Origin of the sequence: Pseudomonas sp. R11-23-07, assembly GCF_003852295.1 — a bacterium.
In the GTDB taxonomy this organism is placed as follows: domain Bacteria; phylum Pseudomonadota; class Gammaproteobacteria; order Pseudomonadales; family Pseudomonadaceae; genus Aquipseudomonas.
Genome location: NZ_CP027761.1, coordinates 5,050,445 through 5,063,429, shown reverse-complemented (window position 1 = coordinate 5,063,429; position 12,985 = coordinate 5,050,445). Strand labels below are relative to the sequence as shown.

The 12,985-nt window shown below is 56.0% G+C and carries 7 protein-coding genes; all 7 read left to right on the top strand.

Annotated features, from left to right (window positions below; translation table 11 throughout):
* The first annotated feature begins 168 nt into the window (after positions 1-168).
* The 7 genes from rplJ (at position 169) to fusA (ending at position 12,983) form a co-directional block, all read left to right on the top strand.
* Complete coding sequence (rplJ, locus tag C4J84_RS23215; RefSeq protein ID WP_003232405.1) at positions 169-669, top strand: 50S ribosomal protein L10; 501 nt, start codon at positions 169-171, stop codon at positions 667-669.
* 78 nt (positions 670-747) lie between these two features.
* Entirely contained in the window at positions 748-1,113 is a 366-nt protein-coding gene (gene rplL / locus C4J84_RS23210) for a 50S ribosomal protein L7/L12 (protein WP_003176432.1), read from the top strand.
* Between the two features lie 219 nt (positions 1,114-1,332).
* Positions 1,333-5,406 carry a DNA-directed RNA polymerase subunit beta gene (rpoB, locus tag C4J84_RS23205; protein ID WP_057724824.1) on the top strand — a complete coding sequence of 1,358 codons (4,074 nt, stop codon included), beginning with the start codon at positions 1,333-1,335 and terminating at the stop codon, positions 5,404-5,406.
* A 64-nt stretch (positions 5,407-5,470) separates the two neighbouring features.
* Positions 5,471-9,670, top strand: a complete 4,200-nt coding sequence (gene rpoC / locus C4J84_RS23200) for a DNA-directed RNA polymerase subunit beta' (RefSeq protein WP_124364615.1) — start codon at positions 5,471-5,473, stop codon at positions 9,668-9,670.
* Between the two features lie 216 nt (positions 9,671-9,886).
* Positions 9,887-10,258 carry a 30S ribosomal protein S12 gene (rpsL, locus tag C4J84_RS23195; protein ID WP_002555494.1) on the top strand — a complete coding sequence of 124 codons (372 nt, stop codon included), beginning with the start codon at positions 9,887-9,889 and terminating at the stop codon, positions 10,256-10,258.
* Between the two features lie 118 nt (positions 10,259-10,376).
* Positions 10,377-10,847 carry a 30S ribosomal protein S7 gene (gene rpsG / locus C4J84_RS23190; protein WP_002555493.1) on the top strand — a complete coding sequence of 157 codons (471 nt, stop codon included), beginning with the start codon at positions 10,377-10,379 and terminating at the stop codon, positions 10,845-10,847.
* A 30-nt stretch (positions 10,848-10,877) separates the two neighbouring features.
* On the top strand, positions 10,878-12,983 hold the full coding sequence (fusA, locus tag C4J84_RS23185; protein ID WP_124364614.1) for an elongation factor G: 2,106 nt from the start codon (positions 10,878-10,880) through the stop codon (positions 12,981-12,983).
* Positions 12,984-12,985 lie beyond the last annotated feature (2 nt).

Below are 12,985 nucleotides of genomic sequence, written 5' to 3'. Positions count from 1 at the left end.
TGAAAGATTGGGGTCCCTGCCTGGCGGGGGCTATCCAAGACCGTAGGCGACGCAAGTCTTAAACCAACAAGCCTACGCAGATGGTGCTCCCGGTTCCTTACCGAATCAGACACCAAAACGACATCAGGCCTAGGCCGGATGAAACGGTAACAAGCAGGAGTTAAACCCGTGGCAATTAATCTCGAAGACAAGAAGGCCATCGTCGCTGAAGTCAACGAGGCTGCCAAAGCTGCTCTGTCCGCTGTCGTGGCTGATGCCCGTGGTGTGACAGTAGGCGCTATGACCGGACTCCGTAAAGAGGCTCGTGAAGCTGGCGTGTACGTACGTGTTGTACGTAACACCTTGCTCAAGCGCGCCGTTGCTGACACTGAATACAGTGTGCTCAACGACGTGTTCACCGGCCCGACTCTGATCGCGTTCTCCAAAGATCATCCAGGCGCTGCTGCCCGTTTGTTCAAGGAATTCGCCAAGAGTCAGGACAAGTTCGAGATCAAGGCAGCTGCGTTCGAGGGCAAGTTCCTCGCAGCTAACCAAATCGACGTACTGGCAACACTGCCGACCCGCGACGAAGCCATTTCGCAGCTGATGAGCGTGATTCAAGGCGCTACCAGCAAGCTGGCTCGTACTCTGGCTGCAGTTCGCGAGCAAAAAGAAGCTGCCGCAGCCTAAGGCTGAGCAACTTCTCTCGCGTATTTTTGTTTATTTCGATGGCCGCGTAGGCCGTCCCCCAATTCAGGAAATACAGCAATGTCTATCTCCCAAGACGATATCCTCAACGCCGTAGCTGAAATGTCGGTTCTGCAGGTTGTTGAGCTGATCAAAGCTTTCGAAGAAAAATTCGGCGTTTCTGCTGCCGCTGCTTCCGCTGGTCCAGCTGTTGCTGCTGTCGCTGCTGAAGAGCAAACCGAATTCAACGTCATGCTGCTGGAAGCTGGCGAGAAGAAAGTAAACGTGATCAAGGCAGTACGTGAACTGACCGGTCTGGGCCTGAAAGAAGCCAAGGCTGTAGTTGACGGCGCTCCTGCCCAGGTTCTGGAAGCTGTGTCGAAAGACGCTGCTGACAAAGCCAAAGCTACTCTGGAAGAAGCAGGCGCTAAAGTCGAGCTGAAGTAAGCATCGACCTTGCGTCTCCAGCCCACGCTTTAAGCTGAAGGCTGATGGCTGGTGGCTCTTGCCACCGGCCTTTTTCCGTTCTTGGCTGACGACTCGGTCGCCGCCATTAACGCGCTGTAGCCACCCGATGCGGTGGTGCAAACCATGGGGTTTGCAAGATTTTCTGGCTGCTCCCGTCGGGAGGGCCAAACAAGCAGGTGACCAAGCTGGGGAACGCTGATGGCTTACTCATATACTGAGAAAAAACGTATCCGCAAGGACTTTAGCAAGTTGCCGGACGTCATGGATGTCCCGTACCTTCTGGCTATCCAGCTGGATTCGTATCGTGAATTCTTGCAGGCGGGAGCGACCAAAGATCAGTTCCGCGACGTGGGCCTGCATGCGGCCTTCAAATCCGTTTTCCCGATCATCAGCTACTCCGGCAATGCTGCGCTGGAGTACGTCGGTTATCGCCTGGGCGAACCGGCATTTGATGTCAAAGAATGCGTGTTGCGCGGTGTTACGTACGCCGTACCTTTGCGGGTAAAAGTCCGTCTGATCATTTTCGACAAAGAATCGTCGAACAAAGCGATCAAGGACATCAAAGAGCAAGAAGTCTACATGGGCGAAATCCCACTGATGACTGAAAACGGTACCTTCGTTATCAACGGTACCGAGCGCGTAATCGTTTCCCAGCTGCACCGTTCCCCGGGCGTGTTCTTCGACCACGACCGCGGCAAGACGCACAGCTCCGGTAAGCTCCTGTACTCCGCGCGGATCATTCCGTACCGCGGTTCGTGGTTGGACTTCGAGTTCGACCCGAAAGACTGCGTGTTCGTGCGTATCGACCGTCGTCGCAAGCTGCCGGCCTCGGTACTGCTGCGCGCGCTCGGCTATACCACTGAGCAAGTGCTGGACGCCTTCTACACCACCAACGTATTCAGCCTGAAGGATGAAACCCTCAAGCTGGAGCTGATCGCTTCGCGTCTGCGTGGTGAAATTGCCGTTCTGGACATCCAGGATGAAAAAGGCAAGGTCATTGTTGAAGCTGGCCGTCGTATTACCGCGCGCCACATCAACCAGATCGAAAAAGCCGGCCTCAAAGAGTTGGAAGTGCCGCTGGACTACGTCCTGGGCCGCACTACCGCCAAGGTCATCGTTCACCCGGCTACAGGCGAAATCCTGGCTGAGTGCAACACCGAGCTGAACACCGAGATCCTGGCCAAAATCGCCAAGGCCCAGGTCGTTCGCATCGAGACCCTGTACACCAACGACATCGACTGCGGTCCGTTCATCTCCGACACGCTGAAGATCGACTCCACCAGCAACCAATTGGAAGCGCTGGTCGAGATCTATCGCATGATGCGTCCTGGTGAGCCGCCAACCAAAGACGCTGCCGAGACCCTGTTCAATAACCTGTTCTTCAGCCCTGAGCGCTATGACCTGTCTGCGGTCGGCCGGATGAAGTTCAACCGTCGTATCGGTCGTACCGAAATCGAAGGTTCGGGCGTGCTGTGCAAGGAAGACATCGTCGCGGTACTGAAGACCCTGGTCGACATCCGTAACGGCAAAGGTATTGTCGATGACATCGACCACCTGGGTAACCGTCGTGTTCGCTGCGTAGGCGAAATGGCCGAGAACCAGTTCCGCGTCGGCCTGGTACGTGTTGAGCGTGCGGTCAAAGAGCGTCTGTCGATGGCTGAAAGCGAAGGCCTGATGCCGCAGGACCTGATCAACGCCAAGCCAGTGGCTGCAGCGGTGAAAGAGTTCTTCGGTTCCAGCCAGCTCTCGCAGTTCATGGACCAGAACAACCCGCTCTCCGAGATCACCCACAAGCGCCGTGTCTCCGCACTTGGCCCGGGCGGTCTGACCCGTGAGCGCGCTGGCTTTGAAGTCCGTGACGTACACCCGACGCATTACGGTCGTGTATGCCCGATCGAAACGCCGGAAGGTCCGAACATCGGTCTGATCAACTCCCTGGCCGCTTATGCGCGCACCAACCAGTATGGCTTCCTTGAGAGCCCGTACCGTGTGGTGAAGGAAGGTCTGGTCACCGACGAGATCGTGTTCCTGTCCGCCATCGAAGAAGCTGATCACGTGATCGCTCAGGCTTCGGCCACGATGAACGACAAGAAAGTCCTGATCGACGAGCTGGTAGCCGTTCGTCACTTGAACGAGTTCACCGTCAAGGCGCCGGAAGACGTCACCTTGATGGACGTATCGCCCAAGCAGGTAGTTTCGGTTGCAGCGTCGCTGATCCCTTTCCTGGAGCACGATGACGCCAACCGTGCGTTGATGGGTTCCAACATGCAGCGTCAAGCTGTACCGACCCTGCGAGCCGACAAGCCGCTGGTAGGTACCGGCATGGAACGTAACGTAGCCCGTGACTCCGGCGTTTGCGTCGTGGCTCGTCGTGGCGGCGTGATCGACTCCGTTGATGCCAGCCGTATCGTGGTTCGTGTTGCAGATGACGAAGTTGAAACCGGTGAAGCCGGCGTCGACATCTACAACCTGACCAAATACACCCGTTCGAACCAGAACACCTGCATTAACCAGCGTCCGCTGGTGCGTAAGGGTGACCGCGTTCAGCGTAGCGACATCATGGCTGACGGCCCGTCCACCGACATGGGTGAGCTGGCACTGGGTCAGAACATGCGCATCGCGTTCATGGCCTGGAACGGTTACAACTTCGAAGACTCCATCTGCCTGTCGGAACGAGTTGTTCAAGAAGATCGCTTTACCACGATCCACATCCAGGAACTGACCTGTGTGGCGCGTGACACCAAGCTTGGGCCAGAGGAAATCACTGCAGACATCCCGAACGTGGGTGAAGCTGCACTGAACAAGCTGGACGAAGCCGGTATCGTTTATGTAGGTGCTGAAGTTGGCGCTGGCGACATCCTGGTCGGTAAGGTCACCCCGAAAGGCGAGACCCAGCTGACTCCGGAAGAGAAGCTGCTGCGTGCCATCTTCGGTGAAAAAGCCAGCGATGTTAAAGACACCTCCCTGCGTGTACCTACCGGTACCAAGGGTACTGTCATCGACGTACAGGTCTTCACCCGCGACGGTGTTGAGCGTGATGCTCGTGCACTGTCCATCGAGAAGACTCAACTCGACGAGATCCGCAAGGACCTCAACGAAGAGTTCCGTATCGTTGAAGGCGCGACCTTCGAACGTCTGCGCTCCGCTCTGGTAGGCCACAAGGCTGAAGGCGGCGCAGGTCTGAAGAAAGGTCAGGACATCACCGATGAAATCCTCGACGGTCTTGAGCACGGCCAGTGGTTCAAACTGCGCATGGCTGAAGATGCTCTGAACGAGCAGCTCGAGAAGGCCCAGGCCTACATCGTTGATCGCCGCCGTCTGCTGGACGACAAGTTCGAAGACAAGAAGCGCAAACTGCAGCAGGGCGATGACCTGGCTCCGGGTGTGCTGAAAATCGTCAAGGTTTACCTGGCAATCCGTCGTCGCATCCAGCCGGGCGACAAGATGGCCGGTCGTCACGGTAACAAGGGTGTGGTCTCCGTGATCATGCCGGTTGAAGACATGCCGCACGATGCCAATGGCACCCCGGTCGACGTCGTCCTCAACCCATTGGGCGTACCTTCGCGTATGAACGTTGGTCAGATCCTCGAAACCCACCTGGGCCTCGCGGCCAAAGGTCTGGGCGAGAAGATCAACCGTATGATCGAAGAGCAGCGCAAGGTCGCAGACCTGCGCAAGTTCTTGCACGAGATCTACAACGAGATCGGCGGTCGCAACGAAGAACTGGACACCTTCACCGACCAGGAAATCCTGGATCTGGCGAAGAACCTGCGCGGCGGCGTTCCAATGGCTACCCCGGTGTTCGACGGTGCCAAGGAAAGCGAAATCAAGGCCATGCTGAAACTGGCAGACCTGCCGGAAAGCGGCCAGATGCAACTGTTCGATGGCCGTACCGGCAACAAGTTCGAGCGCCCGGTTACTGTTGGCTACATGTACATGCTGAAGCTGAACCACTTGGTAGACGACAAGATGCACGCTCGTTCTACCGGTTCGTACAGCCTGGTTACCCAGCAGCCGCTGGGTGGTAAGGCTCAGTTCGGTGGTCAGCGTTTCGGGGAGATGGAGGTCTGGGCACTGGAAGCATACGGTGCTGCATACACTCTGCAAGAAATGCTCACAGTGAAGTCGGACGATGTGAACGGTCGTACCAAGATGTACAAAAACATCGTGGACGGCGATCACCGTATGGAGCCGGGCATGCCCGAGTCTTTCAACGTGTTGATCAAAGAAATTCGTTCCCTCGGCATCGATATCGATCTGGAAACCGAATAACACGTGACGCGAATCGAGAGCGGGGCAGTGATGCCCGCTCTCTGCTCCGCCAGGAGGAAAGGCCTTGAAAGACCTACTGAATTTGCTGAAAAACCAGGGTCAAGTCGAAGAGTTCGACGCCATCCGTATTGGACTGGCATCGCCTGAGATGATCCGTTCGTGGTCGTTCGGTGAAGTTAAAAAGCCGGAAACCATCAACTACCGTACGTTCAAACCTGAGCGTGACGGCCTGTTCTGCGCCAAGATCTTTGGCCCGGTAAAGGATTACGAGTGCCTGTGCGGTAAGTACAAGCGCTTGAAGCACCGTGGTGTGATCTGCGAGAAGTGCGGCGTTGAAGTTGCGCTGGCCAAGGTTCGTCGTGAGCGCATGGCGCACATCGAACTGGCTTCGCCGGTTGCCCACATCTGGTTCCTGAAATCGCTGCCGTCCCGTATCGGCTTGCTGATGGACATGACCCTGCGTGATATCGAACGCGTTCTCTACTTCGAGAGCTATGTCGTTATCGACCCAGGCATGACCACCCTTGAAAAAGGTCAGCTGCTGAACGACGAGCAGTACTTCGAAGCGCTGGAAGAGTTCGGTGATGATTTCGATGCCCGCATGGGTGCCGAAGCTGTCCGCGAACTGCTGCACGCTATCGACCTGGAACACGAGATTGGCCGTCTGCGCGAAGAAATTCCGCAAACCAACTCCGAAACCAAGATCAAGAAACTGTCCAAGCGTCTGAAGTTGATGGAAGCCTTCCAGGGTTCCGGCAACTTGCCAGAGTGGATGGTGCTGACCGTTCTGCCGGTTCTGCCGCCAGATCTGCGTCCGCTGGTACCGTTGGACGGTGGTCGTTTCGCGACGTCCGACCTCAACGACCTGTACCGCCGCGTGATCAACCGTAACAACCGCTTGAAGCGCCTGCTCGATCTGTCCGCTCCGGACATCATCGTGCGCAACGAAAAGCGTATGTTGCAAGAAGCGGTCGACGCCTTGCTCGACAACGGTCGTCGTGGCCGCGCTATCACGGGTTCCAACAAGCGTCCTCTGAAATCCCTGGCTGACATGATCAAGGGTAAGCAAGGTCGTTTCCGTCAGAACTTGCTCGGTAAGCGTGTTGACTACTCCGGTCGTTCGGTAATTACCGTAGGCCCGACCCTGCGTCTGCACCAGTGCGGTCTGCCTAAGAAGATGGCGCTCGAGCTGTTCAAGCCGTTCATCTTCGGCAAGCTGGAAATGCGCGGTCTTGCGACCACCATCAAAGCGGCCAAGAAAATGGTCGAGCGCGAGCTGCCAGAGGTTTGGGACGTTCTCGCTGAAGTGATTCGCGAACACCCGGTTCTCCTCAACCGTGCACCGACCCTTCACCGTCTGGGTATCCAGGCGTTTGAACCGGTACTGATCGAAGGCAAGGCTATCCAGCTGCACCCTCTGGTCTGTGCTGCGTACAACGCCGACTTCGACGGCGACCAAATGGCCGTGCACGTACCGCTGACACTGGAAGCCCAGTTGGAAGCGCGTGCGTTGATGATGTCGACCAACAACATCCTGTCGCCAGCCAACGGTGAGCCAATCATCGTTCCGTCGCAGGACGTTGTATTGGGTCTGTACTACATGACCCGTGAAGCGATCAACGCCAAGGGTGAAGGTCGTGTGTTCGCTGACCTGCAGGAAGTTGACCGTGTGTTCCGTGCCGGCGAAGCCGCACTGCACGCCAAGGTCAAGGTGCGGATCCACGAAACCGTCAACGACCGTGACGGCGGCAGCGTGAGCAATGTTCGTATCGTCGACACGACTGTCGGGCGTGCGCTGTTGTATCAGGTTGTGCCAAAAGGCCTGTCGTACGACGTCGTCAACCTTCCAATGAAGAAAAAGGCGATCTCCAGGCTGATCAACCAGTGCTACCGCGTGGTTGGTTTGAAAGAGACTGTGATCTTCGCTGACCAGTTGATGTACACCGGCTTTGCTTATTCGACCATTTCCGGCGTTTCCATCGGTGTTAACGACTTCGTTATCCCTGATGAAAAAGCTCGCATCATCGCGGCTGCAACCGATGAAGTGAAAGAGATCGAGAGCCAGTACGCCTCCGGCCTGGTAACCCAGGGCGAGAAGTACAACAAGGTGATCGACCTTTGGTCGAAGGCTAACGACGAAGTTTCCAAGGCGATGATGGCCAACCTCTCGAAAGAGAAAGTCATCGACCGTCACGGCGACGAAGTTGACCAGGAATCCTTCAACTCGATGTACATGATGGCCGACTCGGGCGCACGGGGTTCTGCAGCGCAGATCCGTCAGCTCGCCGGTATGCGTGGCCTGATGGCCAAGCCGGACGGTTCCATCATTGAAACGCCGATTACAGCGAACTTCCGTGAAGGTTTGAGCGTACTCCAGTACTTCATCTCCACTCACGGTGCTCGTAAAGGTCTGGCGGATACCGCGTTGAAAACCGCTAACTCCGGTTACCTGACACGTCGTCTGGTAGACGTTGCCCAGGATCTGGTTGTAACCGAGATCGATTGCGGCACCGAGCATGGCCTGGTGATGACTCCGCACATTGAAGGCGGTGACGTTGTAGAGCCGCTGGGTGAGCGCGTATTGGGTCGTGTTATTGCCCGTGACGTCTTCAAGCCGGGTACCGAGGAAGTTATCGTTCCTGCCGGCACTCTGGTAGACGAGAAGTGGGTCGAGTTCATCGAACTCAACAGCATCGACGAAGTGATCGTTCGTTCGCCGATCAGCTGTGAAACCCGCTATGGCATCTGCGCCAAGTGCTACGGCCGTGACCTGGCTCGTGGTCACCAGGTGAACATCGGTGAAGCGGTCGGCGTTATCGCTGCCCAGTCCATCGGTGAGCCGGGTACCCAGCTGACCATGCGTACGTTCCACATCGGTGGTGCGGCAAGCCGGACCTCCGCAGCCGACAGCGTTCAGGTGAAGAATGGCGGTACTGTCCGTCTGCACAACCTGAAACACGTTGAGCGAGTGGATGGCCACCTGGTTGCTGTGTCCCGTTCCGGTGAGCTGGCGATCGCTGATGACTACGGTCGTGAGCGTGAGCGTTACAAGCTGCCGTACGGTGCTGTGATTTCGGTTAAAGAAGGTGACAAGGTCGACGCTGGCGCAATCGTGGCCAAGTGGGATCCGCACACTCACCCAATCGTTACCGAAATGAAAGGTACCGTGACCTACGTGGGCATGGAAGAAGGCATCACGATCAAGCGTCAGACTGACGAATTGACCGGTATGACCAACATTGAAGTACTCGACGCGAAAGATCGTCCAGCTGCCGGTAAAGACATCCGTCCTGCCGTGAAGATGGTCGATGACAACGGCAAGGACTTGTTGCTGCCAGGCACTGACGTAATCGCTCAGTACTTCCTGCCAGCCAACGCCCTGGTCGGTGTAGCGGATGGTGCGAAGATCGCGATCGGTGATGTTATCGCGCGTATCCCGCAAGAAACTTCGAAGACTCGAGACATCACCGGTGGTCTGCCGCGTGTTGCCGACTTGTTCGAAGCTCGTCGTCCGAAAGAAGCGTCGATTCTGGCTGAAGTCAGCGGCACCATCGCGTTCGGTAAAGAGACCAAGGGCAAGCGTCGTCTGGTCATTACCCCGAACGACGGTAGCGATCCGTACGAAGAGCTGATTCCGAAGTGGCGTCACCTGAACGTCTTCGAAGGCGAACAGGTAAACCGCGGCGAAGTTATCTCCGACGGCCCGAGCGACCCACACGATATCCTGCGTCTGCTGGGTGTGAGTGCGCTGGCCAAGTACATCGTTAACGAGATCCAGGACGTTTATCGTCTGCAAGGCGTGAAGATCAACGATAAGCACATCGAGACCATCCTGCGTCAGATGTTGCGTAAAGTTGAAATCGCTGAATCCGGTGATTCCAGTTTCATCAAGGGCGACCAGATGGAATTGACTCACGTACTCGTAGAGAACGAGCGTCTGGCTGGCGACGAGAAATTCGTTTCCAAGTTCACTCGCGTGCTGCTGGGTATCACCAAGGCGTCGTTGTCCACTGAGTCGTTCATCTCGGCGGCCTCCTTCCAGGAGACCACTCGCGTACTGACCGAAGCAGCGGTAACCGGCAAGCGCGATTACCTGCGCGGCCTGAAAGAAAACGTGGTCGTGGGTCGTCTGATCCCGGCTGGTACCGGTTTGGCTTACCACAGCGAGCGCAAGCGCCGCCGTGACGCCGACAAGCCGTTGCGCGTAAGCGCCAGTGAAGTGGAAGCTGCACTGACCGAAGCGCTGAACTCAAGCGGTAACTGAGTTCTGCGATAAATAAGTCCGGGCCCTGGCAGCCCCATTCGTCGGATCGAGGCATTTTTGCCCCGGTTCGACGGGCGGGGAGGTCGGGGCCTTGCCTTGACTGGGGGCAAGATCCTCTTTAGACTCTTGTACCCCTAAATTTGGCGGGAATTCGTTCCTGCCATTTTGCTTTTCTTGCAAGACAATAGCGTCGCAAGACAACAGTGGAGCTAGTAGATGGCAACTATCAACCAGCTGGTACGTCAGCCGCGTAAGCGTATCGTCGAGAAATCCGACGTGCCTGCGCTGCAGAACTGCCCGCAACGTCGTGGCGTATGCACCCGTGTGTATACCACCACGCCGAAAAAACCTAACTCGGCACTGCGTAAAGTATGCCGTGTGCGCCTGACCAACGGTTTCGAGGTTTCCTCGTACATCGGCGGTGAAGGCCACAACCTGCAAGAGCACAGCGTGGTACTGATCCGCGGCGGTCGTGTAAAAGACTTGCCAGGTGTTCGTTATCACACCGTACGCGGCTCCTTGGATACTTCCGGCGTTAAAGGTCGTAACCAGGGTCGTTCGAAGTACGGTACCAAGAAGCCTAAGTAGTAACGGCTTTTTGTAAACCTGAATCATCTTATTTTCTGAGTCGATAAGAGTAAGGTCGGAGGCGTCCCGAAAGGGCACCGATTCCGAGCGAACCTGAAGACCGTTTGAGGGCTTATCCATGCCAAGAAGACGCGTAGCAGCCAAGCGCGAAGTGCTTGACGATCCAAAATACGGAAGCCAAATTCTGGCCAAGTTCATGAACCACGTAATGGAAAGCGGCAAGAAAGCCGTTGCCGAGCGTATCGTTTATGGCGCGCTGGAAAAGGTTAAAGAACGCAAGAACAGCGACCCCCTGGAAATCTTCGAGAAAGCTCTCGACGCCATCGCTCCGCTGGTCGAAGTGAAGTCGCGCCGTGTAGGCGGTGCTACTTACCAGGTTCCGGTTGAAGTTCGTCCGTCCCGTCGTAACGCTCTGGCAATGCGCTGGTTGGTAGACTTCGCCCGTAAGCGCGGCGAGAAGTCTATGGCCCTGCGTTTGGCCGGCGAACTGTTGGACGCTGCTGAAGGTAAAGGTGCTGCTGTTAAGAAGCGTGAAGACGTGCACCGTATGGCTGAAGCTAACAAAGCTTTCTCGCACTACCGCTTCTAATTTTAGCTTCACTAATTTTGCGAGGGCTTTATGGCTCGTACTACTCCGATTAGCCGCTACCGTAATATCGGTATCGTCGCTCACGTGGATGCTGGTAAAACCACCACCACCGAGCGCGTACTGTTTTACACCGGCAAAAGTCACAAGATGGGCGAGGTGCATGACGGCGCCGCGACCACAGACTGGATGGTTCAGGAGCAGGAGCGTGGTATTACCATTACTTCTGCTGCTATTACCGCCTTCTGGAAAGGTTCCGAGAAGCAATACAAAGACGAGCACCGCTTCAACGTAATCGATACCCCGGGCCACGTAGACTTCACCATTGAAGTTGAACGTTCCCTGCGCGTACTCGACGGCGCTGTCGTTGTGTTCTGCGGTACCTCGGGTGTTGAGCCACAGTCGGAAACCGTATGGCGTCAAGCCAACAAATACGGCGTTCCACGTCTTGTTTACGTAAACAAGATGGACCGTGCTGGTGCCAACTTCCTGCGCGTGATCGGTCAGATCAAGCAACGTCTGGGTCACACTCCGGTGCCGATCCAGTTGGCTATCGGTTCCGAAGATAATTTCCAGGGCCAGATCGATCTGCTGACCATGGAAGCTGTCTACTGGAACGATGCCGACAAAGGTATGGTTCCTGTTCGCAAGCCTATCCCTGCTGAACTGCAGGAACTGGCTGACGAATGGCGCAACAACATGGTTGAAGCTGCGGCCGAAGCCAACGAAGAGCTGATGAACAAGTACCTCGAAGGTGAAGAACTCACCAACGTGGAAATCAAGGCTGCTCTGCGTCAGCGTACTATCGCTGGTGAGATCGTCCTGGCTGTTTGTGGCTCCTCGTTCAAGAACAAGGGTGTTCCCCTGGTTCTCGATGCTGTGATCGACTACCTGCCGGCACCGGTTGATATTCCTGCCATCAAGGGTACCGACCCGGATGACGAGACTATCGAGCTGGAGCGTCATGCAGACGACGCAGAACCGTTTTCCGCTCTGGCATTTAAAATTGCCACTGACCCATTCGTGGGTACCTTGACCTTCGTCCGCGTTTACTCGGGCGTGTTGAACTCCGGCGACGGCGTAATCAACTCGGTTAAAGGCAAGAAAGAGCGCGTGGGTCGTATGGTGCAAATGCACGCAAACGCCCGCGAAGAGATCAAGGAAGTACGCGCTGGTGACATCGCGGCCTTGATCGGCATGAAGGACGTCACCACCGGTGAAACCTTGTGCAACGCTGACAAGCCAATCATCCTGGTTCGCATGGACTTCCCGGAGCCGGTTATTTCGGTTGCCGTTGAGCCTAAGACCAAGGATGACCAGGAAAAAATGGGTATCGCTCTGGGCAAGCTTGCTCAGGAAGATCCATCTTTCCGCGTCAAGACTGATGAAGAGACTGGTCAAACGATCATCTCGGGCATGGGCGAGCTTCACCTGGACATCCTGGTTGACCGGATGCGCCGTGAGTTCAACGTCGAAGCCAACATCGGTAAGCCTCAGGTTTCCTATCGTGAGCGCATCACGAAGAGCTGTGAAATCGAAGGCAAGTTCGTTCGTCAGTCCGGCGGTCGTGGTCAGTTCGGTCACTGCTGGATCCGTTTTGCTCCTGCTGACGAAGGTCAGGAAGGTCTGCAATTCGTGAACGAAGTAGTAGGTGGTGTTGTTCCTAAGGAATACATCCCTGCTATCCAGAAGGGTATCGAAGAGCAGATGAAGAACGGTGTTGTTGCCGGCTATCCGCTGATCGGCCTGAAAGCAACCGTTTTTGACGGTTCTTACCACGACGTCGACTCCAACGAGATGGCGTTTAAGGTGGCTGCCTCCATGGCAACCAAGCAACTGGCCCAGAAGGGCGGTGGTGAGTTGCTTGAGCCAATCATGGCGGTAGAAGTTGTTACACCTGAAGACTATATGGGTGATGTCATGGGCGACCTTAACCGTCGTCGCGGCATGATCTTGGGTATGGAAGACACGGTTTCCGGCAAAGTGATTCGCGCCGAGGTTCCGTTGGGTGAGATGTTCGGTTATGCGACCGACGTTCGCTCCATGTCTCAGGGTCGCGCAAGCTACTCTATGGAATTCAAAAAATACAACACAGCTCCGGCGCACATCGCTGAAACTGTATCCAAAAAACAAGGCTGATT